22 protein-coding genes and 2 tRNA genes are annotated in these 24,197 nt (G+C 50.9%); 22 read left to right on the top strand and 2 right to left on the bottom strand.

All coding sequences use genetic code 11. From position 1 onward, the window contains the following. Positions 1-8: 8 nt before the first annotated feature. Complete coding sequence (ispG, locus tag KNP71_RS04095; protein ID WP_021065716.1) at positions 9-1,130, bottom strand: flavodoxin-dependent (E)-4-hydroxy-3-methylbut-2-enyl-diphosphate synthase; 1,122 nt, start codon at positions 1,128-1,130, stop codon at positions 9-11. A 217-nt stretch (positions 1,131-1,347) separates the two neighbouring features. On the opposite strand from ispG, the gene KNP71_RS04090 reads away from it, so the two are divergent. Further along, a complete protein-coding gene (locus KNP71_RS04090; protein ID WP_214830052.1) occupies positions 1,348-3,033 on the top strand; it encodes a methyl-accepting chemotaxis protein in 1,686 nt (561 codons plus the stop codon). Between the two features lie 43 nt (positions 3,034-3,076). On the opposite strand, the gene KNP71_RS04085 is transcribed toward KNP71_RS04090, so the two are convergent. Continuing rightward, positions 3,077-3,523, bottom strand: a complete 447-nt coding sequence (locus KNP71_RS04085; RefSeq protein ID WP_251128648.1) for a hypothetical protein — start codon at positions 3,521-3,523, stop codon at positions 3,077-3,079. Between the two features lie 180 nt (positions 3,524-3,703). On the opposite strand from KNP71_RS04085, the gene KNP71_RS04080 reads away from it, so the two are divergent. The 21 genes from KNP71_RS04080 to KNP71_RS03980 all read left to right on the top strand — a co-directional run bounded on the left by KNP71_RS04080 (position 3,704) and on the right by KNP71_RS03980 (position 24,031). Next, positions 3,704-5,347 (top strand): Na/Pi cotransporter family protein, encoded by a 1,644-nt coding sequence (locus KNP71_RS04080; protein ID WP_058763927.1) that lies wholly within the window; start codon positions 3,704-3,706, stop codon positions 5,345-5,347. 108 nt (positions 5,348-5,455) lie between these two features. Beyond that, positions 5,456-5,532: transfer RNA gene (locus tag KNP71_RS04075), tRNA-Met, on the top strand. A 5-nt stretch (positions 5,533-5,537) separates the two neighbouring features. Next, a tRNA-Ile gene (locus KNP71_RS04070) sits at positions 5,538-5,611 on the top strand. A gap of 125 nt (positions 5,612-5,736) precedes the next feature. After that, positions 5,737-7,206: an alpha-amylase gene (locus KNP71_RS04065; RefSeq protein ID WP_021065720.1), complete on the top strand. Its 1,470-nt coding sequence runs from the start codon at positions 5,737-5,739 to the stop codon at positions 7,204-7,206. A gap of 83 nt (positions 7,207-7,289) precedes the next feature. Next, complete coding sequence (locus tag KNP71_RS04060) at positions 7,290-7,898, top strand: superoxide dismutase (protein WP_021065721.1); 609 nt, start codon at positions 7,290-7,292, stop codon at positions 7,896-7,898. 166 nt (positions 7,899-8,064) lie between these two features. Then, the gene (locus tag KNP71_RS04055) at positions 8,065-10,122 is read left to right on the top strand and encodes a peptidoglycan D,D-transpeptidase FtsI family protein (RefSeq protein ID WP_198662263.1); all 2,058 of its coding nucleotides are present in this window, start codon (positions 8,065-8,067) and stop codon (positions 10,120-10,122) included. Positions 10,123-10,275: 153 nt separating this feature from the next. Beyond that, positions 10,276-11,214, top strand: a complete 939-nt coding sequence (locus tag KNP71_RS04050; RefSeq protein WP_214827262.1) for a PstS family phosphate ABC transporter substrate-binding protein — start codon at positions 10,276-10,278, stop codon at positions 11,212-11,214. Positions 11,215-11,297: 83 nt separating this feature from the next. Beyond that, on the top strand, positions 11,298-12,242 hold the full coding sequence (pstC, locus tag KNP71_RS04045) for a phosphate ABC transporter permease subunit PstC (protein ID WP_021065724.1): 945 nt from the start codon (positions 11,298-11,300) through the stop codon (positions 12,240-12,242). A gap of 1 nt (position 12,243) precedes the next feature. Next, positions 12,244-13,155 (top strand): phosphate ABC transporter permease PstA, encoded by a 912-nt coding sequence (gene pstA / locus KNP71_RS04040; protein WP_058763923.1) that lies wholly within the window; start codon positions 12,244-12,246, stop codon positions 13,153-13,155. Between the two features lie 103 nt (positions 13,156-13,258). Continuing rightward, positions 13,259-14,020, top strand: coding sequence for a phosphate ABC transporter ATP-binding protein PstB (gene pstB, locus KNP71_RS04035; RefSeq protein WP_242678926.1), 762 nt, complete (start codon positions 13,259-13,261; stop codon positions 14,018-14,020). Positions 14,021-14,035: 15 nt separating this feature from the next. Continuing rightward, a complete protein-coding gene (gene phoU / locus KNP71_RS04030) occupies positions 14,036-14,698 on the top strand; it encodes a phosphate signaling complex protein PhoU (RefSeq protein WP_214830049.1) in 663 nt (220 codons plus the stop codon). Between the two features lie 119 nt (positions 14,699-14,817). Further along, positions 14,818-15,588 (top strand): DUF4912 domain-containing protein, encoded by a 771-nt coding sequence (locus KNP71_RS04025; RefSeq protein ID WP_214714628.1) that lies wholly within the window; start codon positions 14,818-14,820, stop codon positions 15,586-15,588. A 14-nt stretch (positions 15,589-15,602) separates the two neighbouring features. Beyond that, complete coding sequence (locus KNP71_RS04020) at positions 15,603-17,804, top strand: 1,4-alpha-glucan branching protein domain-containing protein (RefSeq protein WP_214830047.1); 2,202 nt, start codon at positions 15,603-15,605, stop codon at positions 17,802-17,804. A gap of 84 nt (positions 17,805-17,888) precedes the next feature. Beyond that, complete coding sequence (rpmG, locus tag KNP71_RS04015) at positions 17,889-18,053, top strand: 50S ribosomal protein L33 (protein WP_255313299.1); 165 nt, start codon at positions 17,889-17,891, stop codon at positions 18,051-18,053. A gap of 55 nt (positions 18,054-18,108) precedes the next feature. After that, on the top strand, positions 18,109-18,663 hold the full coding sequence (locus KNP71_RS04010; RefSeq protein WP_214756517.1) for a 5-formyltetrahydrofolate cyclo-ligase: 555 nt from the start codon (positions 18,109-18,111) through the stop codon (positions 18,661-18,663). Further along, on the top strand, positions 18,642-19,412 hold the full coding sequence (locus KNP71_RS04005; protein ID WP_058763916.1) for a DUF92 domain-containing protein: 771 nt from the start codon (positions 18,642-18,644) through the stop codon (positions 19,410-19,412). Before KNP71_RS04010 ends, KNP71_RS04005 begins: the two co-directional genes overlap by 22 nt. Positions 19,413-19,581: 169 nt before the next feature. Further along, positions 19,582-20,538: an L-lactate dehydrogenase gene (locus KNP71_RS04000; RefSeq protein WP_021065732.1), complete on the top strand. Its 957-nt coding sequence runs from the start codon at positions 19,582-19,584 to the stop codon at positions 20,536-20,538. A 155-nt stretch (positions 20,539-20,693) separates the two neighbouring features. After that, positions 20,694-21,746: a rhomboid family intramembrane serine protease gene (locus tag KNP71_RS03995; protein WP_214830044.1), complete on the top strand. Its 1,053-nt coding sequence runs from the start codon at positions 20,694-20,696 to the stop codon at positions 21,744-21,746. 15 nt (positions 21,747-21,761) lie between these two features. Further along, positions 21,762-22,784, top strand: coding sequence for a M42 family metallopeptidase (locus tag KNP71_RS03990; protein ID WP_131471266.1), 1,023 nt, complete (start codon positions 21,762-21,764; stop codon positions 22,782-22,784). Further along, positions 22,781-22,975 carry a YqgQ family protein gene (locus tag KNP71_RS03985; RefSeq protein ID WP_021065735.1) on the top strand — a complete coding sequence of 65 codons (195 nt, stop codon included), beginning with the start codon at positions 22,781-22,783 and terminating at the stop codon, positions 22,973-22,975. Before KNP71_RS03990 ends, KNP71_RS03985 begins: the two co-directional genes overlap by 4 nt. Before the next feature lie 93 nt (positions 22,976-23,068). Next, positions 23,069-24,031: an ROK family glucokinase gene (locus KNP71_RS03980; protein ID WP_131471265.1), complete on the top strand. Its 963-nt coding sequence runs from the start codon at positions 23,069-23,071 to the stop codon at positions 24,029-24,031. Positions 24,032-24,197: the final 166 nt, after the last annotated feature.

The raw sequence follows: 24,197 nt of genomic DNA, 5'->3' as shown, positions 1-24,197 counted from the left end.
GCGAAGGATTAGTTAGATTGGTTGGCGAGTTCTTGCTCCTCGAGTTCGCGAGCGGCAAGTTTCTCGGCGACAATGGCGTCGATTTCTTTCTTCAACTCTTCGACCATCGTGGCTTCAGGCACTTTACGGATGATTTTCCCGTGACGGAAGAGCAGGCCTTCGTTGCGGGCACCGGCGATGCCGATATCGGCTTCACGTGCTTCACCCGGTCCGTTGACCGCACAGCCGAGCACAGCGACCTTGATGTTGACGTTAATGTTTTGGATATACTCTTCCACTTCTTTCGCAATCGAAATCAAGTCGATTTCGATGCGTCCACATGTCGGGCATGAGATGAGCGTCGCCGCGTTGGCCGCGAGACCGAACGATTTGAGCACTTCTTTGGCGACTTTGATTTCTTCGACCGGGTCGTCAGATAGTGAGACACGGACCGTCGAACCGATACCGAGCGAAAGGATTGCCCCGAGGCCGGCAGCAGACTTGAGTGATCCCGAGAAGAGCGGGCCTGATTCCGTGATTCCGACGTGGAGCGGGTAATCGAACGTCTTGGCTGCGAGCGTATACGCTTCGAGGGCCAAGTTTACATCAGATGCCTTAAGCGAGATGATTGTGTTATAGAAACCGAGGTCTTCTAAGATTTTGACGTGGTGCATGGCACTCTCGACCATTCCTTGAGCCGTCGGATAACCGTACTTTTCAAGGAATTGCTTTTCGAGTGAGCCGGCGTTGACACCGATGCGAATCGGGATGCCTTTTGCTTTAGCGGCGTTGACGACCGCTTCGACTTTCTCGCGACGACCGATGTTACCCGGGTTGATTCGAATCTTATCGACACCGCTCTCGATGGCTTTGAGCGCCAATTTGTAGTCGAAGTGAATATCGACGACGAGCGGGATATTGATGCGGCTCTTAATCTCAGCGAGGGCATCGGCAGCGCGCTCATCCGGACAAGCGACGCGGACGACTTGGCAGCCTGCTTCTTCAAGACGCAAAATTTCGGCGACGGTCGCTTCGACGTCATGTGTTTTCGTTGTCGTCATCGACTGGATGACGACCTCATTCGATCCCCCAATGATGAGGTTGCCGACACGAATCGGACGGGTTAATGAACGATGCAGAATTTCTGACATATACGTAATCTCCTTCTTTTGGAAAGGTTCCAATCGATTTAAGATGAGTGGTTTCCTTATTATCATAACGAAATGTTTGTGAAAAAGCACCCGGCAAGCGCTTGCGAGATGTGCTCTTACGAAACGCTAACGTTATCTTAACAGATGCTTCATAATTTTCCACCGTCTGAAGACCGATATATTCAATGAAATGACGTGTGAAGAGGTGGAATGAAGGATGTTGAAGCGATTTAAACGATTGAAGAGGATGAAGCGTCGAAACGAGTGGACGATGGCAAGTCGGTTGACTTGGACGTTGATGCCAATCATGCTCATATCATTTTCAATTGTATTCGGTTGGTTCGCCATGAAAGCCGAACAGTTGATGACCGACGAAATCGAAAAACGGTTGCATCGAGAAGCGACTGTGATGCGGGAGACAATCAAGACGACGTATGGGGCGTATGTCGCGAACGAAAAGATGTTAACCCGTTCTTTAAAGTCGACGTACATGCAACAGGCTTCGATCCTAGCTACAGACGGACTCGAAGCGAGTCAGTATTTGGTGACCAATGATAATATCGAAAAATTGAGCGGGAAAAAAGTTGAAGACCGGTTTAGCAATCGCCTAGATGAGATTTTAGTGGAAGACGTGAGTGTCAGTGATCAACATGATGAGTTTATCGTTACGACGCCGATTCCTGAACTTCAGGCTCATTACGTCATTGTTGTGACGAAACAGTCGGTACTCGGTTCGATGTGGGCACTACAAGAAATCGTCTTCGTTGGCCTGATCAGTATGCTCGTGTTCATGATTGGCTTGTTTGCCGTCATGATTCGTCGTGAGGTCAAGCCGTTGACGCAGTTTGCCGAACGATTGCGTGAGTCGGTGGCGACGCGCTCATTCACAGCAGTTACATTAGACGCCAACTCAATTGAAATGCGAAGTCTAGAGCAGGCATACAATACGTTAATTGGATTATGGACGCGCTCGCTCGTGACGATGACCGAGACGTCAACAGCATTCGAATCAAGCTTGCCGCTGTTCAGAAGACAACTGGAGGCGAATGAACAGCAAATCGTGGGCTTTAAGGAAGTAGCGGCCACGGTCGCGCTGACGAGTCAGTCTTACCAGTCGTTCACGACCGAGTCGACCCATCGGTTTACCGATATCGCTGCCCACGTTCGTTCATTCGAAAAAGATATCGCTGCAATCGATCAACGGACAGAGTTACTAAATCGAACGATTGCGTCAGAAATGGAATCGTTCTCGAGCGTCAAAGGAGCGAGTGAATCGTTTGCCATCAAAGCGGCAGCGGTCCAGCAACGATTATTAGACAGCGAGGCGACATCAGAGCGAGCGGATGATGCGCTAAAGAAAATCCTTTCTGTCGCGGCTGCGACAAAAATGTTAGCGCTCAACGCCTCGATTGAAGCAGCACGTGCCGGTGAACATGGTAAAGGATTTGCCGTTGTCGCCAGCGAGGTCGGACAGTTGGCGAAAGTGACGAACGAATCGACGTTATCCGCTGTGGCTACGATTGAAGCCATTCGGCAAGAACGAAGCGAAGTGTTCATGGAAATGGAACGCTTCGAATCCGACATTAAATCATTAGGGGCGGCATTGCGTAATATCGAAGCGGGGATCGAGAAAATTGATCATGAGGTCACAAAACAAATGAGCCAATTCCAAGCGATCACGGAACAGACATCGCTGACCGGACAGCAGTTGCTTGAAATGGCGGAAGCGAATGGTCAATTGACCGAAATCGGAATGATGCTCGAGCAAAAACTGCATGACTTACAAGACGGTGTCGAAGAATGGACGGATACACAACGAGCTTTACAAACGGCAGGAACCCATCTCGGCAATCAAAGCGAACGTCTTCACGACGTCTTGCATGATTTGGCACCACTCCAATAAACAAGGCCGGACGAGCGCATAGAAGCGTTCATCCGGCCTTGTTTTATGATGTTCGTTTAATCGGGATTAGCGATAATGGAACGACTACATAAATAAATAATAGTAGAATCCCGAACCACGACGCGGACGGCGAAACGTGATACAGGACGACGAGACTGACTGTCGGAATGAGCGACATCGCGACCGCATACGGCCAAGCTTGGCGATACGGCCACATCTTCTTCGTACGCCATTTCGTGACGAGTTGGACGAGGAGGGCACTGAGGGCGACGAGTCCCATATAGAAGAAGAAAATCGCGAACGCATGTAAGAACAACCACATCGGCCAAAAGAAATTTGGTTGTAACACGATGTAATCGAGTGCCGTGACGGTCAACGTCAACACTAAACTCGCCATCATATAGGCGTGGAGTGGGGCCAAGCGGAGACGTAACGCCTGCTTGGACGGGTAAAGGCTATGGCGGATAAACTGAATCGTTGTCTTGAACATAAATGGAACTCCAATCTGTTATAGTACAAAACTAGAAAAACAAACAAAAATCATACAGTGGTTTAATAAAACCTTAACATTAAACCTGTTTACATCGAATGGGTGATGCGGGCATAATGAGTAGGGCATTAAAAACCAAGCAAACACAACTAATTCACAATCAAAAGGAGTACAAAAATCGTGGAATACAATTTGCAAGAAATGTTATTCATGTTTTTTGGAGGATTAGGGATCTTCCTCTTCGGTATCAAATCGATGGGAGACGGCCTCCAAAAGTCAGCAGGTAACCGCCTGCGTGACATCCTTGATAAGTATACATCGAATCCGTTCCTCGGAGTACTAGCTGGTATCATTGTAACAGTCTTGATTCAGTCATCGTCAGGTACGACTGTCATCACGGTCGGTCTTGTCAGCGCCGGGTTCATGACGCTCCGTCAAGCAATCGGGGTCATCATGGGGGCGAACATCGGGACGACAGTGACCGCGTTCATCATCGGTTTCGATGTCGGCGCCTACGCGTTGCCGATTATCGCTATCGGTGCGATTCTTCTTTTCTTCTTTAAAAAAGAGAAATTGCAACATTTGGGTCAAATCTTCTTCGGTTTCGGGATGCTGTTTTACGGTCTTGAACTTATGGGAAGCGGCATGAAGCCGCTCCGTTCGAGCGAATACTTCATCGACTTGACGCAATCGATGAGTGACAACCCGTTCCTCGGTGTCGTCGTCGGTACGGTGTTTACCGTCATCGTTCAATCGTCATCAGCAACGATCGGGATTTTGCAAGAGTTGTATGCCGGTGGATCAATCGACTTGGACGCGGCACTTCCGGTCTTGTTCGGAGACAACATCGGGACAACGATTACAGCGGTACTCGCTTCAATCGGTGCTTCGGTAGCAGCCCGTCGTGCGGCAGCAGCCCACGTCATCTTTAACATTGTCGGGACGACGATCTTCATGATCTTGTTGATCCCGTTCACACAATATATTTACTGGATCACAGATATTTTAGCGATTGAAGACAAGATGCAAATCGCCTTCGCCCACGGGACGTTCAACGTCGTCAACACGTTCATCCAGTTCTGGTTCATCGGAACGATTGCTTGGATCGTGACGAAAATGGTTCCTGGTGAAGATTCAATCGTCGATACGAAAGCACAGCATTTGGATCCAATCTTCATCCAACAGTCACCATCGATCGCCGTCGAACAAGCGAAGTTTGAAGTCATCCGCATGGGCGACTTCGCAAAACTTGGACTTGATGAAGCGCGCAACTATATGACGACTGGCGATAAGAAACATGCCGAGAAGTCAGCGCACATTGAAGAGGCGCTCAACTCGCTTAACTCAAAAATCACAGATTACCTCGTGAAACTCGCTGCCGTTGATTTGACGGAGCAAGAATCACAAGAACATAAGACACTCATGCATGCCATCAACGATATCGAGCGAATCGGTGACCACGTCGAGAATATTATCGAATTGATCGATTATAAGACGGCGACACGTGTCACACTATCGACCGGTGCTCAGAAAGAGTTGACGGAAATGTACGATTTGACACGGGCCACGCTCGAGAAGTCACTTCAAACGTTGGCGAGCGGAGACATGGTCGAAGCGCGTCAAGTCATCGAGATGGAAGCGAAACTCGATATGCTGGAGCGTCAGTTCCGTAAAAATCACGTTGTCCGCTTGAATACAGGTGAGTGTGACGGCCAAGCCGGTATGTTCTTCGTCGATATGCTCTCGAACTTGGAGCGCATCGGTGATCACGCCATGAACATCACAGAAATCACGCTTGAAGATAGAAACGAAGCAACAGTCTAATCCAACGGTCCTTCCGGCTCATTTGAGACGGAGGGACTTTTTGGTTCAATGTGACTTTTGATTGACAGTGACGCGTTCATTCAGTATATTATTACTGTATAACAACGTGGCGGTGTAGCTCAGCTGGCTAGAGCGTACGGTTCATACCCGTGAGGTCGTGGGTTCGACTCCCTCCGCCGCTACCAATAAAGGACCCTTAGCTCAGCTGGTTAGAGCAGACGGCTCATAACCGTCCGGTCGTAGGTTCAAGTCCTACAGGGTCCATTTTGTGAACAGCTTTCTGATGAAAGCTGTTTTTTGTTTTCATTTTTAGTTTTCAAACTCGAAGTCCTGGGTAAATATCCGTTAGCATTTTGTTTTTTGAAAAATATGAAATGAGGCGAAGCGAGATGGAACGAAATCATACGATGATGCAATTTTTTGAATGGCACGTCCCGGCTGACCAGAAACATTGGAAGCGATTGAAAGAACGAGCTTCTGAATTGAAGGAAGTCGGAATTACCGCATTATGGTTGCCCCCTGTCACGAAAGGACAGAGCGACGAGGATACGGGATATGGCGTGTACGATTTGTATGATTTAGGGGAGTTTGACCAAAAAGGAACGGTCGCGACCAAATACGGAACAAAAGAGGAATTACTCGAGGCGACGAAGCATGCCCAAGAACTTGGAATGCAAGTCTATATGGATGTCGTCTTAAACCATAAAGCCGGGGCCGATGCGACCGAGAAGTTCGATGTGCTCGAAGTCGACCCGGAAGATCGCACGAAAGTGCTGTCAGAAGAGCCGTTCGAGATTGAAGGCTGGACCAAGTTTGATTTCGAAGGTCGAAACGACAAACACTCCTCTTTCAAATGGAACTTCCATCACTTTAACGGTACAGATTATGACGCTGCGAACGACCATAGCGGTATCTTCTTCATCCTCGGTGAAAACAAAAAATGGAACGACAACGTCGATGACGAGTTCGGTGTCTATGACTATTTGATGTTCGCCAATATCGATTATCACCACCCAGAAGTCCGTGAAGAAGTTCTTAGCTGGGGCAAGTGGTTTATCGAAGAGACGCAGTGCGACGGGTTCCGACTCGATGCCATCAAACACATCAACTATGATTTCGTTAAAGAGTTCAGCCAGAAAATGAAAGCTGAAAAAGGCGACAACTTCTACTTGGTCGGTGAGTTCTGGAAGTCAGAGCTCGATGCATGCCGTGAGTTCCTCGACAACATCGATTATCACGTCGATTTGTTCGACGTGCCGCTCCATTACAACTTGCAGCGTGCCTCGACAGAAGGAGAATCGTTCGATATGCGGACGATCTTTGACGATACGCTCGTCCAGTCCCACCCGCTCCACTCAGTGACGTTCGTCGATAACCACGATTCACAACCGGCGGAAGCACTCGAGTCATGGGTCGAAGATTGGTTCAAACAAATCGCCTACGGTTTAATCTTGCTTCGCCAAGACGGGTACCCTTGTGTGTTCTATGGGGACTACTACGGCATCAACGGACCGCACCCGGCCGATGGGAAGAAAGTGGCAATCGATCCGCTCCTTTATGCGCGCCGTGAGAAAGCGTACGGTCAACAGGACGACTACTTCGATGACGAACACGTCATCGGTTGGGTCCGTCAAGGTGTCGAGGAGATCGAGCGTTCGGGTTGTGCTGTCCTCATCTCGAACAGTGAAGCAGCCGAGAAACAGATGTTCGTCGGCGAGCACCGTGCCGGCGAGAAATGGGTCGATTTGACACAGACCGTCGATGAGGTCGTTGAGATTGATGAAGACGGACATGGAGTATTTAAAGTAGCGGCAGGTTCGATTTCGGTTTGGGCGTTACCTGAACAAGACGTCGAGTGAAGCATTACAATTGAGTCGACCGTCACAAATCTGTTACATTTAAAACGAACGTTGTTCAAACCAATTTAAGGGGGATTTTAGTTATGGCTAAATTTGAATTACCACAACTTGATTACGCATACGATGCACTTGAACCACACATTGACGCACGCACGATGGAAATCCACCACACGAAACACCACAACACTTACGTCACGAACGTAAACAATGCACTCGAAGGAAAAGACGTGAACTACTCTTCACTCGAAGAGTTGCTTCAAAACCTCGATTCACTTCCTGCTGACATTCAAACAGCGGTCCGCAACAACGGTGGCGGTCACTGGAACCACTCATTCTTCTGGAAATTGTTGAAGAAGAACGAGAACGGTGCTCCGACGGGCGAACTCGCTTCTGCAATCGACGAAGCGTTCGGCAGCTTCGACGCGTTCAAAGAGGAGTTCACGAAAGCAGCGACAACACGCTTCGGCTCTGGTTGGGCTTGGCTCGTCGTGAAAAACGGCAAACTCGAAGTCACATCGACTCCAAACCAAGATTCACCGATCATGGAAGGCGTTCAGCCAATCCTCGGTCTCGATGTTTGGGAGCATGCGTACTACTTGAACTATCAAAACCGTCGTCCGGATTACATTCAAGCGTTCTTCCATGTCATCGACTGGGATTACGTCGCGAAGCTCTACGCAGACGCAAAATAATGACACTGTCCCGGGATTCGATTGAATCTCGGGATTTTTTCTACATTTCATTATTTTGTAAACAAATTATGATATAGTGAAAATCGAGTCGAAAAATAGAAATAACACTGACATATACGTTACCTATACTTATAGAAGGAATTGAATCAGAAAGGAGATAACTGAATTGGCCAGAAACCGTGTGAAAGTGCCGAAGAAACGGCGCAACCACCTTCCGTTGCGATTGAACTTATTGTTCTTTATCGTCTTCATCTTATTCGCGACACTCATTTTCCGTTTAGGCGTCGTCCAAATCGTCAACGGTGAGTTGATTGCCCGTGAAGTTCAGAAGACCGAATCAAGCAAAATCAAGTACGAGGTACCGCGCGGTAAAATCTATGACCGCAACGGCCAAGTGCTCGCCGACACCATCTCGAACTACTCGGTCATGTATCGCCGGTCGCAAGTGACGAAGACGGAAGAGCGGCTCGAAGTCGCCATCAAGCTCGCGGAAATCGTCGACGTGCCGGAGAAGGACCGTAAAGTGACGGAGCGGGACCGCAAGGATTATTGGATTGCCATCGATCCGGAGCGCTCGCAAGAACGGGTCCAAAACCTGTTGGCTGATTTATCGGAAGAAGAACGGGCCGCCTTGTCGAACCAAGACGTCGACCAGTTGTTGCTCGATTCCATCACGGACGCGGAAATCACGTTTGACGATGCGACCGAAGAAATCATCGCTATCAAACATAACATGGAGTCAGGCTATGCGCTCGACCCACAAGTCATTAAAATCGGGGCGTCTCCAAAAGAAATGGCACTGATTGAAGAAAACTTGGAACTGCTCCCTGGCGTCAGTGTCGAACCGTATTATCAGCGGGATTATCCGTTCGGTGAGACGTTCCAAAGCTTCCTCGGAAGTTATCGTCAAATCCCAGCCGAGCAGCGCGCTTCGTATCAAGCGAAGGGGTATGGCTTGAATGATCGGGTCGGAACGTCTTATCTCGAACAACAGTATGAGGACGTGCTACGCGGGACCCCGGCCTATGACGTCTTCACGACGTATAAAGGGGAACCGGTCGGAGAACCGACTCGCGTTAGCGGGAACCCAGGGAAAGATATCATCTTGTCGACGGACATCGAATTCCAAAAAGAAATCGATGAGATTTTGAAGAAAGCGATTCGAGCCGGCCGCTCGGGCAGCCCGCACTTTGACCGTGCCTTCGCCGTCGTCATGAACCCGCAAACGGGTGAATTGCTCGCCCTCTCGGGACAAGAGCTCGACTATGAAACGAACGAATTCAAAGACGTCTCGACCGGGACGGTCCTGCGGGCGAGTCAAATCGGCTCGACAATCAAGGGAGCGACGGTCGCGTTCGGACTTGAAGAAGAAGTCATCCAACCGGGTGAATATATTTATGACACGCCGATTCGTATCGGTTCGTCACTCAAGTCGTCGTACCGGAACATGGGGAACATCAACGACCTTGATGCCCTCGCGTTATCATCGAACATTTATATGTTCCAAATTGCCCTGCGGCTCGCCGATTACTACTCGACCGGCCAAATCGTCGGAGAGAACGTGACCGAGGCATTCAATACGATGGAACATTACTATAAGCAGTTCGGACTCGGAATTGAGACAGGGATCGACCTCCCATATGAATCAATCGGATTCCGTAGCGTACCGGACCGTGTTACGCTCCTCATGGATATGTCGATCGGTCAGTTCATCTCATACACGCCGATTCAATTGGCGCAGTATACGTCGACGCTTGCGAACGGCGGATACCGGATTCAACCGCATCTCTTGAAAGAAATCATCGAACCTGGCTCGCTCGACGAAGCGAACAAGCAAGTCGTCAGCACGTTCCAACCGAACGCGCTCAATAAAGTCGATATTCGTGATGAATTTCTTCAACGGGCGCGCCAAGGATTCCGGCAAGGGGTCGAGAGTGGAACGTCTCGTATCCTGCAACAGACGGGAATCACGGCGGCCGGTAAGACCGGTACCGCTCAAGCGATCGCGGAAGGGCCAGATGGTCAAGCGAAGCGAAACGCGAACGGTGAACCGATTAAGACACTCAACTCGAACCACGTTGGCTGGGCGCCATATGATGACCCGGAAATCGCTTGGGCCATCATCATGCCAGGCCTCGAGGCGGAAGGGATCAACACCCGTGTCGCGCACGACATCATGAAGGCGTATTTCGACTTAGAAGACGTCCAAGCACAGATTCAATAAAGAAGTCACTTCGGTGGCTTCTTTTTTTCGTCTTTACAATTCTTTTACGTTCCGTTTATTTCTCGTTAATAGTAGTTTATTAGGATGTTAATTGTAGGACAGAACAACGAAGCCACAACACAAATCAAAGCAAACTCAAGGAGGACGTCAGAAATGTCTTGGATGAAAAAATCAGCTTTAGTCGCTTCAATCACTTCGGTGGCCATCATCGGTGCCGCGTGTGGGAATAATGAAGAAGGTGGCGGCGCAGCCGACGGTGAAGGACTTTCAGGTAAAGTCGTCATGGACGGTTCGTCAACAGTCTTCCCGATTATGGAAGCCGTAGCCGAAGAATATTCAGCTGAACAGCCAGACGTTGAAGTCACGGTCGGTGTCTCAGGTACGGGTGGCGGATTTAAACGTTTCGTAACAGGCGAGACAGACTTCTCGAACGCGTCACGTGAAATCAAAGAAGAAGAAGCGGCTGAAGCCGAGAAGAACGGTGTCGAGTATACACAACTCGCTGTCGCTCTCGACGGTCTCTCGCTCGTCGTCAACCCAGAGAACGATTGGGCTCAAGACATCACAATCGACGAACTCAACAAGATGTGGACTGACCCTAACGTGAAGACATGGAAAGACGTCCGCTCAGACTGGCCAGACGAAGAAATCTCATTCTTCTCACCAGGTAAAGACTCAGGAACGTTCGACTTCTTCAATGAAGCCGTCCTTGAAGACACGGACATTCGTGAAGACGCGCAATTGTCAGAAGATGATAACGTCCTCGTGACAGGGGTCGCCGGTACGAAAGGTGCGATCGGATTCTTCGGTTATGCGTACTACATTGAAAACCAAGATACGCTTCGTGCGATGAACGTCGAAGGCGTCGAACCGACGACAGAGACGATCAACGATCTTTCATACCCGCTCTCACGTGAGATTTACACATACGTGAACAACGCGTCATTGAAAGACAAGCCACAAGTCGCTGACTACACACGCTTCTTGAATGAAAATGCAGCAGCCCTTTCAGAAGAAGTTGGATATGTCGGAATGGAACAAGCACGATATGATGAGAACGCTGAAGTGATCGACGAGATCGCTGGCGAGTAATAGCGCAGAAGGCAGAAGGTGAGAGTCGCTCTCGCCTTCTCGCCGTGCTTTCTAGTATGAAGAGGTAGGGAGCGATACACGAGATGAATCAACCAAACAAAGGGCTGTCAATTCGAGAGATGATTGAAGCCAATAAGAAAAAGAAATATAGTACGACGAACGTGTTTGATAAAGTCATGCCGTTCTTATTATTCTTGAGCGCATTCGTTTCGGTCGTCACGACGGTCGGCATCGCGTTCACACTCGGTTTTGAACTGTTCAAGTTTTTCGAGCGCGTACCGGTCGCCGAGTTTTTAGGCTCGACCGAATGGTATCCGCTTAGTGCCGATCAACGTTTCGGCGTCTGGGCCCTTGTCATGGGGACACTCCAGATTACGGTCATTGCCATGATTGTCGCTGTACCACTCGGTTTGGCGTCGGCGATTTATTTGAGCGAGTATGCGTCTGAGCGTGCCCGCACGATTTTGAAGCCGATTCTTGAAGTGCTTGCTGGCGTTCCGACGATTGTCTTCGGATTCTTTGCCTTGTCGTTCGTCACACCGATTTTGCAAGCGTTGATTCCAGGGCTTCAAATCTATAACGCACTCAGCCCGGGAATCGTCGTCGGAATCATGATCATTCCGATGATCGCTTCGATTTCGGAAGACTCGATGAGCGCCGTCCCGAAAAAGATTCGTGATGGAGCCCTCGGCCTTGGCGCGACGCGTCTTGAAGTCGCGATTAAAGTCGTCATGCCAGCCGCGCTCTCAGGGATTATCGCCTCAATCGTCCTCGGGATGAGCCGTGCCATCGGTGAGACGATGATCGTAACAATCGCAGGTGGGTCACAACCGAACTTTGAGTTCAACCCGCTCAACGCGATTCAAACGATGACAGCTTATATTGTCCAAATCGCCAAAGGTGATGCAGGATACGGGACAATCGAATACTACAGTATCTATGCGGTCGGCGCATTGTTGTTCATCTTTACGCTCGTGATGAACTTATTCGCGAACTGGGTGACGCGCCGCTTCAGAGAGGAGTACTAATATGGCATTGCCGAACAGTGAGTTCAAGAATACGAAGAACTTGATGGACCGTGCTTCCGTTTCACAACGGATTAAGCGCCGTCTCCAATTAAATGAAATCTTTAAGTACGTCTTTTTAGCAGGGCTCGTCTTTGCCCTGCTCGTCCTATCGACATTGATTTATGATGTCGTCTCTAAAGGTGGCGGCTGGGTGAATTTGGACTTCCTCCGCAACTTCCCATCCCGTCGACCTGAACAGGCCGGGCTCTATCCAGCCTTGATTGGATCACTTTGGTTGATGATGTTGATCGTCCCGATGGTGTTTATCGTCGGTGTCGGTGCTGCGATTTATCTTGAAGAGTATGCACCAAAAAACCGTGTCACATCATTTATCGAAGTAAATATTTCAAACTTGGCCGGTGTCCCTTCAATCGTTTTCGGATTGCTCGGATTGACGATTTTTGTTCGCATTATGGAACTTGGGAACTCAATCATGGCCGGAGCTCTCACGCTCGGACTGATGAGTTTACCGATTGTTATCGTCGCGTCACAAGAAGCGCTCCGTTCCGTCAAGATGGAATTGCGCCATGCGTCGCTCGCACTCGGAGCCTCGAAGTGGCAGACGACGTTCAACGTCGTCTTGCCGTCGGCGATTCCAGGGATTATCACGGGAATCATCTTGGCCGTATCGCGAGCAATCGGGGAAACGGCCCCATTGATCATGGTCGGAGCAGCGACGTTCATTTCGACGACGCCGAGCAATGTGTTCTCTGATTTCACAGCGCTCCCGATTCAAATCTACAACTGGACGAGCCGTCCGCAAGCCGAATTCCAAAACTTGGCCGCTGCCGGAATCATTGTATTGATGACGATGTTGATCATCATGAACTCGGCTGCCATCTATATCCGTAACAAGTACACGAACCGACATTAAGTCATAGCAGTAAACGAGGAGGACTCTCGAGATGATGAAACAAAAAGAACTCAAAGGAGATCATGAAGTGAATACAACGACGACTCAACCGAACGAAACGGTGATGCAAAAAGAAAGTGCCTATGTCGTGAACAACTTGAATTTATGGTATGGCGACGATCAAGCGTTGATCGACGTCAACCTCGACATCAAGAAAAACGAAGTGACGGCCATCATCGGTCCGTCGGGTTGCGGGAAGTCGACGTTCATCAAGACGTTGAATCGGATGGTCGAGCTCGTGCCGTCTGTCCGTACGAACGGTGAAATCTTGTATCATGGTCGCAACATCTTTGACCGCGATTATAAAGTTGAAGATCTTCGCACGTCGGTCGGTATGGTGTTCCAACAGCCGAACCCGTTCCCGAAATCGGTGTATGACAACGTGGCGTACGGGCCACGTACACACGGCATCAAAAACAAAAAAGTACTCGATGAAATCGTCGAGCGCTCGCTTCGTGGCGCCGCGATTTGGGATGAAGTGAAAGATCGCTTGAACGAGAACGCCTATGGCCTCTCGGGTGGACAGCAACAACGTCTCTGCATTGCCCGCACACTCGCCATCGAACCGAACGTCATCCTCATGGATGAGCCGACGTCAGCGCTCGACCCGATCTCGACATTAAAAGTCGAAGAGCTCGTCCAAGAGTTGAAAGAGCAGTACTCGATTATCATCGTCACGCACAACATGCAGCAAGCAGCTCGTGTATCGGATAAGACGGCGTTCTTCTTGAACGGAGAAGTCGTCGAGTTCGATGCGACCGATAAAATCTTCTCGAATCCAACGGACAAACGGACTGAAGATTACATTTCTGGCCGGTTCGGTTAAGAAGGGGAGACAATCATGGCACAAAATCGCACATTTTTTGATACGAAGTTAAACGAATTAGAAGACAAGGTCGTTCGCTTGGCGAATTTGACGATGCGTCAAACGGCTACGGCCATCGAAGTGCTTGAAAAACACGATCTCGAGCTCGCCCAGACGGTCATTGACAACGACAATGAACTCGATGATCTCGAGCTCGAAATCAATGACGAGGCGATTCTATTGATCGCGAAACAACAACCGGTCGCGACTGACCTGCGTCGCTTGATTGTGACGATGAAATCGGCGACAGACCTTGAGCGCATCGCGGACTATGCGACAAACATTGCCAAAGCCGTGACCCGCATCGAACACGTCCCGTACGTGTTGGATATCAAGCCGCTTAAGCAAATGGCCGAGCAGTTGATTGACATGCTCGAGCTGGCGACGCGTGCTTATCGAAAAGGCGAGGTCAGCCGAGTCCGTGACTTGAACGAGATGGACAAAGTCATCGATGACTTGAACTTACAAACAATTAAGCAATACATGGGCTCTGTGCCGACGATGGCTGTCGGGACGAACGACGTCTATGAATTTTCGAACATCGCCCGCTACTTAGAACGGATGGGCGATCACGTGACCAATTTCGGCGAACACCTCATTTTCCTCGAAAAAGGGAAACATTATGATTTAAACCAGTAAGAAGAGTGGTAAAGAACAACAGGCCAGTTGTTCTTTACTTTTTTTTGTGCAGGAATTCACGGGTTGGAGGCGAATAGTAGAACACATGGATTTTTTTTTAGGAAGGGAGCCACAAATAGATGGAAGAGAAAATCGTTTCCTTGAAGCAACAAGGACTAACGTTAAAACAGATTGCAGAACAATTAGACATGCCAGTCGGGAAAGTGCAGTACGCTTGGCGTAAATGGCGTTCCCAACACGGCGAACCAGCCAAACCGGTAGCCGCCGCTCCAAAACGAAAGACCGAAGGGAAGAAAGCAATGAGTCCGAAACCGAAGCAAGTACCCGCCTCATCTGGGACGCAGGTCGCTTCGACGCTACAACATGAGCTGCCAGTCCAATCACCACTGTTAGATAAAGGCCCAGACGGGTTCTGGAAGCTTCCAGACCGCTATGATCAAGATTTGATGCATGCGGTCGTCCAATCGCCGAACGCCGTCTACGTCTTTTGGGAAGTGTCTGACAGCGTCAAAGAGACGTTATCGATGCAGTTCATGCGTCCGTGGGAAGATTTGCCGAAGGCGTTCCGGATCCTTGACATCACGTTGCTCGATTACGCGAGCGGTCATGCGAACCGATCGTATACGTTCGAATTGCCGGAGATGACGAACAGTTGGTTCGTTCGGCCACTCGACCCGAACACGACGTATGTGTTCGAGTTTGGCATTCGGACGATGGAAGGGGAGTTCCTTCCGTTGCTCGCGTCTTCACCGATTGATACGCCACGGGCAGAGCCGGCCGGCCATGGTCGTTTCGCTGAACCGGTACGACGTTGGCAATACGGGGAAGTCGAGTCTCCTGAACTTCTCGACACGCTACCTAAATATTCTGCATATCGATTCGTGCGCTGAGGAGGATTTATTTGATGAAACCAGGTTATTTTTCACTCGTCCTTCATGCCCACCTTCCGTACGTGCGACATGAAGAGAAACACCGCTTAGAAGAGAGATGGGTGTATGAAGCCATCTCCGAGACATATATCCCGATTCTGTGGCAAGTCGACCGTCTGCAGAGACCGCTCCATTGGACGGTCAGTATCTCACCGCCCGTCGTCGAGATGCTCGCCGACCCGCTCGTCCAGGACCGTTACGTGGAGCACTTGGATGAGATGCTTGAATTGATTGACATCGAGCTCGCCGAAGGGCGAAGCGAACCGGAAGTCGAGACGCTTCATTTTTATCGTCAGCGCTACAATGACTTAAAAACGACGTTTCTTCATTGGGAGAAAAACTTGAACCATGCGTTCCGTACATATCGTGAGCAAGGGTTCATCGATATGGTCACATGTACGGCGACGCACGGCTTCAACCCGCACTTGTTCACGGAGCAGGCCGCCCGCACGGAAATCCGTACCGGTTTGAACTGTTTCGAGCGTCATTACGGGTTCCGCCCGACCGGCATTTGGTTGCCGGAGTGTGCCTATACGCCGGGTGTCGACCGCATCTTGTACGAGGAAGGCGTTCGTTATACGTTCGTCGATGAGCACGCTTTACTCGATGCCGACCCTACTCCGGACAAGGGGATTGGCGCACCGGTCTACTCGCCGCATGGCGTCGCCTTGTTCCCGCGTGACCAAATCATCTCCGGGAAGATTTGGAGCTCGATGATCGGGTATCCGGGCCATCCTGACTATCGCGAGTTTTATCGTGACCTCGCCTATGACCGCGACTGGGCGTATATTGAAAAGTTCATGCACCCAGAAGGGATTCGATTCGATACCGGTCTGAAGATGCACCGCATCACGGGCGACTCGGATGAGAAAGACTATTATGTCCGCGCCTGGGCCGAACATCAAATCGACAACCACGCCCTCGATTTTGCGCAGACGCTCGAAGGGCATCTCGAGGCCCATGGTGGACAAATGTTCCCGCCGTTCCTCGTGACGGCACCGTTCGATGCCGAGTTGTTCGGACATTGGTGGTTTGAAGGACCTGAATTCCTCGGCAAGGTCGCCGAGCGGCTCGAAGAGTTCGGAATCGAGACGATTACGCCGGCCCTGTTCCTCGAGCGCCACTTCCAAGACCTCGAGACAGTACACGTCTCGATGAACACGTGGGGGCGTAAAGGTTATGGTGATGTGTGGATCAACGAGCGCAACGAATGGATGCTCCGCCACTTGCACATGATGGAGACACAACTCGTCAAAGACGTGGCCGATTATCGTCACGCCTCACCGCTCGTCGATCGGGCGCTCATTCAACTCGTGCGACATTACGTCCTCGCCGTATCGAGTGACTGGGCCTTCATCCTCGACGGACAGACGACGGCCCAATATGCAGCCGAACGCTTCCGCGAGCACACACGTCTGTTCGCTGAGCTCGAGACCGCCCTATATCAAGACAAGTTATCGGATGAACTGCTCGCCGACCATTATCGCGCGTATCCGTTCCTTGATGATGTGGACATTGACATCGACACGTTCCTGTCTCCGCACGACTATTACGTGACTGAGGAACGTGGCAGTGAAGGCGAGGCGATTCTCGTCTTGACGCCAGAATATACAGGCAACGTCGTCGGTGATCTCGGACGCCGTGTCATCGACGAGGTCGAAGCCCGGGCGGCGGAAGGCGAGACGGTGTACGTCTTGACCCCGTTCAAGGAAGGGTTACCGGAGTATGAACGTCACAACCACGTCCACGTGTACCGCGTTCGTCTGACGAGCCCGTTCTTGGAGCACGTGATGAACCAAGTCGCGGCCCAAAACGTGGCGTACGTCAAACTTGCGCATGAGCTCGTGGCCAAAGTTCCGTTCAAAGCGATCCATCAATTTGATTGGATGACGATTCCTGCGGCACGTTCGCTTGCGAAAGCACTACAAGTTCCGTTATACTCAACTATGTTGTCCTTTGAAACGACCCGCAATCCGCACGGACACGGCGGTCTGTTCGACGCGATTCACCGAATCGAGAACAGCGTCCTCGCTGAAGCCGACACGGTGTACATCTGCGAACAACTATCGACTGAGGAAGTCGGAATGCGCTATGCGATTGGTGATAACGTAAAAACCTGCCTGCCGCTCGATGCTTCGCCATACGGGCAAAAACGTTTGAAAAAGAACACGAAATAACCTTGCTTTTTCAAATAAAAATTGGTAGGATAATTGAGTATGCTTAGACTGTAAAGCAAAAGCACTTGATACAACATTAGTAAGATGGGAGTGAAAGAAATGCGCGTTAAAATCACACTAGCTTGCACAGAAACAGGCGATCGCACGTACATCACGAAGAAAAACAAACGTAACAACCCAGAGCGCCTCGAATTGCGCAAATACAACCCACGTCTCCGTCGTCACACGCTTTACCGCGAAGTGAAATAATGAGACTGGCCGTCACTCATGTGGCGGCCTTTTTTTTGAACAAGGGGGAATTGAAATGATTGAAAAGAAACAACTTCGGCAAGCCGTACATCGTCAAATCCGTGAACTCGACGACCGGTCGGACCGGGACCGCGTCATCATACATACATTGACCGAACTGAAGGCGTGGCAAGAGGCGGACACGGTGGCTGTTACGCTCGCCCTCGATTTAGAGATTGATACGTTGCCGCTCATCCGCTTAGCATGGAAGGCAGGAAAATTGGTGTTTGTGCCGAAAGTTACGAAACAGGGACTCACGTTCCATGAGATTCATTCGCTAGAAGACCTCGAGCCGGGCGTCATGAATATATTGGAGCCGACGACTGAAGCGACGATGCGCTCGATTGACGTCTGTATCGTCCCCGGCCGCGTGTTTGACCGGTCCGGCTATCGAATCGGATGGGGAGGCGGCTATTATGATCGCTACCTCGCCACGTACAAAGGGACGACCATCGCGTTGGCCTATGACGTTCAACTGCTCGATGAGATCCCGATTGAGCCACACGACATTCCTGTCGAATTCATCGTGACGGAAAGGGAAACGATTTTATGTTCGCCATCTTCGTTGTAACTTGTTTGGTGGCCTTTGCCGGCTATCGATTGCGCTCGTTGACCCGCTCCGGTGCCGTCTTGACGGTCGTGACGGGGACGGTCATCGGCTACGGTTTCGGTTGGTTCGGGCTCTATTTACTCGGTGTCTTCTTCTCGACATCGTCGCTCGCCTCGAAATATCGTGCCCGGGACAAGGCGCCTGTCGATGAGATTGTTGAGAAATCGGGTCCCCGTGATTTCGTACAAGTGCTCGCCAATGGGGGCGTCGGCATGGTGACGGCGCTTGGAATGATTCTTGCGCCAAACGATGCCTGGTTATTCGCCTATGTCGCCTCGATTGCCGCAGCGACGAGTGATACGTGGGGATCTGAGTTCGGCGTCCTCGCCAAGCAGAAACCGCGCTCGATTCGGACGTTCCGTGAAGTCGAACCGGGAACGAGTGGTGGGGTGTCCGTGTTCGGTACGGTCATGTCGATTGTCGGGGCCACGGTCATCATCCTCGCCTCGCTTCCATTTATCGAGATCGATGTGACGTTCGCGCTCGTCTTGATTGCTCTCGGATTGAGCGGCAGCGTCGTCGACACATTGTTAGGGGCCACGGTGCAACGGAAATATCGATGCCGTGTGTGCGGCAAATTGACCGAGAAGAAAATGCATCATCGTGAGCCGACGGCTTATGTGTCGGGCTGGCGTTTTCTCGGCAATGACGCCGTCAACTTTTTGTCGATCGCCGCGGCCGCGACGATTAGTTTCCTCTTGTTACGATGAGGGTAGTACAGAAAATGTAGATGTTTCAAACGAATGTGAATTTTGTCACAATATCGCCAAAGTGAAAACGGTTTCCTTAGTAGTGAGTGTTTGTGAATGATGTTACAATCTTTATGTAACAGACATAACAAAAACATGAAACAGATTGTTCGAAGGGTGGAGAATCAATATGGAAACATTAAATCATGCAAAAGTAACACGCGTCGCGCTCGTTGGGGCCGGAGCGGTCGGTGCCAGCTTTGCGTACCAATTGACGACAGCAAGTCTTTGTGAGGAACTCGTCATTATCGACATCAACAAATCGAAGGCGGAAGGCGAAGCGATGGACTTGAACCACGGCGTCTCGTTCGCTTCTTCACCGATGCGCGTCTGGGCAGGGGACTATACGGACTGTGGTGCAGCAGATATCGTCGTCATCACTGCCGGTGCTCCGCAAAAACCGGGTGAAACTCGCCTCGACCTCGTCGAGAAGAACGCCAAAATCATGAAATCGATGATTGGGGACATCATGGCATCTGGATTCGACGGCATCATCATCATCGCCTCGAACCCGGTCGACATCATGACACATTTGGCTTGGAAATACTCAGGTTTACCGAAACACCGCGTGTTCGGATCAGGAACGGTACTCGATACGTCACGTCTCCGTTACATGCTCGGTGACTATTTCAACGTCGATCCACGCAACTGCCACGCCTACATCATGGGTGAGCACGGAGACACGGAATTCGCGGCCTGGAGCAACGCCCGCATCTACGGGAAGTCGGTCGAGCAGTTGCTTGAAGAGAACGACGAGTATACATGGGAAGACCTCGAAGACATCTACGTCAACGTTCGGGACGCGGCTTACCACATCATCGAGCGCAAAGGCGCGACGTACTACGCCATCGGCCTCGGTTTGCTCCGTCTCGTCAAGGCTGTGCTCCGTAACGAGAACACGTTGTTGACGGTCGGCGCACATTTAGATGGTGAATACGGCTTGAACGATATCCATATCGGTGTACCGGCCATCATCAACCGCCAAGGAGTCCGTCAAGTCGTGGAAATCGAGTTGTCAGACGAAGAAAAACAAAAGATGCATCATTCGGCAGAAGTGTTATTGAAAACGATGCAACCTGTCTTATAAGAACGATTACTCGTTCTGTCATGACCGTAGTTGGCTCCCGCCACTACGGTTTTTTTGTGGACCGACGGAAGAGCGGGGCAGATTGGGGCGATGCTCGATTTTGTCGTCCTGCCTAAATTCCTTTAGAATGAAAGTATAGAAGGAGGTGAGCCAACATGACAGAACCAGCTTGTTTTTGGGAAGATGTATATCGTGCCGTCGAAGCAGGAGGACGCATCGAGGGCGTCTTAGAGCCCTCGCGGGCACTTTTATTGTTCGACACGAAAGCGGGGGATGTCTATCACCTCTACATACGGACAGATAAGGCGTGGGCGAACCATGTCGCCTTGGACGTCGAGGCGGTCATGAACTCGTTTCGCTTGGCCCGAATCGGCCGCGAGAAGCTCCATGTCCACATTTATGGTGACCCGCTCGTCGATGAAGAGCGTCTGTCGTCGCTCACGTTCCCGATTGCGGCAAAAGTGAAGCTCGAGATGCGGCCGTGCGCCGAAACGGAAACGTCATATCGCCCGCGTGCCGTCGCCCTCGACCAACAACGGAAAAATGAACTGAAGCAACGGTTCGCCTTTGGGAAGCCTCAGTTCGTCTATGCGCTCATGTTCGTGACGTTCCTCGTCATGTGGTTCGCCGAATCAATCGGCTCGACGCTCGATCCGAACACGCTCATCCGCTTCGGTGCGAAAGTGAATCCTCTCATCGACGAAGGAGAATGGTGGCGTCTGATCACACCGATGTTCCTTCATATCGGTTGGTTCCATTTCGCCATCAACATGTTCGCGCTCTGGTCACTCGGCCCGCTCGTGGAACGGATGTACGGGTCGACGCGTTTCGCCACCATTTATCTGTTGGCAGGTGTCATCGCCACGGTCGCCTCGTATGCGTTCAGCGAAGCCATCTCGGCCGGCGCGTCCGGGGCATTGTTTGGGCTTGTCGGCGCACTGCTCTATTTCGGACTGCGCGACCGCTCCTTATTTATGAAGACACTCGGCCCTCCACTGTTTATTATGTTAGGATTAAACGTGGGACTCGCTTTCGTCCTTGGCGCTAGTTTGGACCATTCCGCACACGCGGGTGGACTCGTCGGGGGCTTTCTGATGGCGGGAGTGGTCGGCTTACCGGATGAACATGTGAAGAAACGTCGCCTGCTATTTGCGGGGCTCGTGTTCGTGACGTCCGGCATATTATTTTGGCTCGGCTACAATCGATGACAAAGGAGTAAGGGTATGATTGAAACGTTGAAGCAATTGGTTGAAATTCCAAGTCCGTCCGGGATGACGGACGAGGCGATCGGATTCGTCGAACAAGAACTGACGGCACTCGGGATCCCCACGAAACGCTTGAACAAAGGGGCGCTTCTGGCGACATTTGAGGGCAAATCGAATCGAGCCCGCCTGTTGACGGCCCATGTCGATACGCTCGGCGCGATGGTGAAAGAAATCTTGCCGAGCGGCCGCTTGCGCTTGACGCAAGTCGGCGGATACGCCTGGACCGCAATCGAAGGGGAGAACTGTCTGGTTCATGCCGAGACGGGTGCGCCGATTGAAGGAACGATTCTCATTCATCAATCGAGCGTCCATGTCTATAAGGATACGAATAGCGCCGAACGGACGGCGTCAACGATTGAAGTGCGCTTGGACGCGGACGTCCATACAGCCGAAGACGTAAGGGCCCTCGGTATCGAGGTCGGGGACTTCGTCTCATTCGACCCGCGCTTCCGTCAGACCGACGCCGGTTATATCAAATCACGTCATCTCGATGACAAGGCGTCCGTTGCCATCTTGCTCGATTTGGCGAAAGATCTGGTCGAGGCGGAGTTGCCACACCCGGTCCATTACTTGATCTCGAACTATGAAGAGGTCGGGTTCGGGGGCAACGCCGGAATTCCCGAAGCGGTGACTGAATATATCGCTGTCGATATGGGTGCGCTCGGGGACGGGCAACACTCGGACGAGTATACAGTTTCGATTTGTGCGAAAGATTCGTCAGGCCCGTATGATCTCGGGTTGCGCCGTCAATTCACCGCGCTATGCCGTAAACATGACATCGCCCATAAAGTCGATATCTATCCGTACTATGGATCGGACGCCTCGGCTGCAATCGGAGCCGGCTACGATGTGCGCCACGCGCTCGTCGGACCAGGCATCGAGTCAAGCCATAGCTATGAGCGGACGCATCTCAAATCGCTCGAAGCGACCCGGGAACTGCTGTACCGTTTCGTGCTCACCGCGATGGAGGACGAACGATGAAAAATTTTTATGACGTCCAGCAATTTTTGAAATCGTTCGGCACGATCATTTATATCGGTGAGCGCGATGCCGAAATCGGGCTCATGATGATGGAACTCGATGAGTTGCATGCGGGCGGAATGATTGAACAACGGGAATATGATACGGCCAAGATTATTTTGACCCATGAACTGAAAAATTCAAGAGATTGACAGAAAAACCCCTAGTGCAAAGGTTTGCACTAGGGGTTTAATAGTGTAAACTATGGGATGAAAGCGATTTAATCGAGACGAGGAGTGGAACACATGAAGTGGTTATTAGGAATCGACATTGGTGGAACGACGGTGAAGATGGCCGTCCTCGATATGAACGGGATTATTTCTGACAAGTGGGAGATTACAACGGATATTCGTGAGAACGGGGTACATATTCCGACTGATATTGCCTCTTCATTCGAAGCCTATTTAGAAACGTCGGGCAAAGCGAAGCAAGATTTCGCAGGAGCGGGCATCGGGGCACCAGGCTTTATCAACTTTTCAGAAGGTGTGGTCGAATATTCACCAAACATCGGTTGGAAAAACTTTGCGCTCGTCAGCGAGTTCGAGAAAGCGGTCGGTTTGCCGGCCGTCTTAGAGAATGACGCCAACGCTGCCGCACTCGGTGAAATGTGGAAAGGGGCAGGCGAAGGCGCATCAGAACTGCTCGCCATCACGCTCGGCACAGGCGTCGGCGGCGGTGTCATCACGAACGGCAATATCGTCCACGGGGCTGCAGGTATGGCTGGGGAAATTGGCCACATCACGGTTGAACGTGACGAGTCGAAAGCCGTCATGTGTGGCTGCGGCCGTAAAGGTTGTATCGAGACGATTGCTTCGGCCACCGGGGTCGCCCGTCTGGCGCTCCAAAAACGTAAAGGTCGGACGACATCGTTGAACGAACTGAACGAAGTGACGGCACGCGACGTGTTCGAAGCGTATAAAGCGAATGATGTCGTCGCGACAGAAGTCGTGAACGAGATGACCGAATATCTTGGATTGACGATTTCGAATATCGCCAACACGTTGAACCCGAAAATGATTGTCATCGGCGGAGGCGTCTCGAAAGCACGCGAAGCACTCCTCGAGCCGCTCGACGAGCAGTTCAAACGGTTCGCCCTCGAGCGCGTCTATGCGTCGACGGCGTTCAAAATCGCGGAACTCGAGAACGATGCGGGTGTCATCGGTTGTGCGTGGCTCGCTCGTAAACACTTTATCCCGACTCGTGTATAACGTTTGTCCATGTACGCCTGCGATTTGACGCAGGCGTGTTTTTTATTTGGAACGGGTATGGGATAATGTAAAATTTGTAATGACGGAGTTGATTTTTTGTTAAAAAAGGGGTAAGATTTGGACTTGATACCGGACTGTTATCGTACGTGAAATGGATAACAAGCCA

It is taken from the genome of Exiguobacterium sp. s56, from assembly GCF_018618255.1.
Lineage (GTDB): Bacteria > Bacillota > Bacilli > Exiguobacteriales > Exiguobacteriaceae > Exiguobacterium > Exiguobacterium chiriqhucha.
This window is presented reverse-complemented; position numbering and strand designations above follow the sequence as displayed.

Coding starts and splice junctions, on each gene's coding strand:
- KNP71_RS04060 (WP_021065721.1), top strand. CDS start 7,290: ATGGCTAAATTTGAATTACCACAACTTGATTACGCATACGATGCACTT.
- KNP71_RS03985 (WP_021065735.1), top strand. CDS start 22,781: ATGAAAAATTTTTATGACGTCCAGCAATTTTTGAAATCGTTCGGCACG.
- KNP71_RS04065 (WP_021065720.1), top strand. CDS start 5,737: ATGGAACGAAATCATACGATGATGCAATTTTTTGAATGGCACGTCCCG.
- KNP71_RS04005 (WP_058763916.1), top strand. CDS start 18,642: ATGTTCGCCATCTTCGTTGTAACTTGTTTGGTGGCCTTTGCCGGCTAT.
- phoU (WP_214830049.1), top strand. CDS start 14,036: ATGGCACAAAATCGCACATTTTTTGATACGAAGTTAAACGAATTAGAA.
- KNP71_RS04085 (WP_251128648.1), bottom strand. CDS start 3,523: ATGTTCAAGACAACGATTCAGTTTATCCGCCATAGCCTTTACCCGTCC.
- pstA (WP_058763923.1), top strand. CDS start 12,244: ATGGCATTGCCGAACAGTGAGTTCAAGAATACGAAGAACTTGATGGAC.
- KNP71_RS04020 (WP_214830047.1), top strand. CDS start 15,603: ATGAAACCAGGTTATTTTTCACTCGTCCTTCATGCCCACCTTCCGTAC.
- KNP71_RS04025 (WP_214714628.1), top strand. CDS start 14,818: ATGGAAGAGAAAATCGTTTCCTTGAAGCAACAAGGACTAACGTTAAAA.
- KNP71_RS03995 (WP_214830044.1), top strand. CDS start 20,694: ATGACAGAACCAGCTTGTTTTTGGGAAGATGTATATCGTGCCGTCGAA.
- KNP71_RS04050 (WP_214827262.1), top strand. CDS start 10,276: ATGTCTTGGATGAAAAAATCAGCTTTAGTCGCTTCAATCACTTCGGTG.
- KNP71_RS04090 (WP_214830052.1), top strand. CDS start 1,348: ATGTTGAAGCGATTTAAACGATTGAAGAGGATGAAGCGTCGAAACGAG.
- KNP71_RS03980 (WP_131471265.1), top strand. CDS start 23,069: ATGAAGTGGTTATTAGGAATCGACATTGGTGGAACGACGGTGAAGATG.
- KNP71_RS03990 (WP_131471266.1), top strand. CDS start 21,762: ATGATTGAAACGTTGAAGCAATTGGTTGAAATTCCAAGTCCGTCCGGG.
- KNP71_RS04000 (WP_021065732.1), top strand. CDS start 19,582: ATGGAAACATTAAATCATGCAAAAGTAACACGCGTCGCGCTCGTTGGG.
- rpmG (WP_255313299.1), top strand. CDS start 17,889: ATGGGAGTGAAAGAAATGCGCGTTAAAATCACACTAGCTTGCACAGAA.
- pstB (WP_242678926.1), top strand. CDS start 13,259: ATGCAAAAAGAAAGTGCCTATGTCGTGAACAACTTGAATTTATGGTAT.
- pstC (WP_021065724.1), top strand. CDS start 11,298: ATGAATCAACCAAACAAAGGGCTGTCAATTCGAGAGATGATTGAAGCC.
- ispG (WP_021065716.1), bottom strand. CDS start 1,130: ATGTCAGAAATTCTGCATCGTTCATTAACCCGTCCGATTCGTGTCGGC.
- KNP71_RS04010 (WP_214756517.1), top strand. CDS start 18,109: ATGATTGAAAAGAAACAACTTCGGCAAGCCGTACATCGTCAAATCCGT.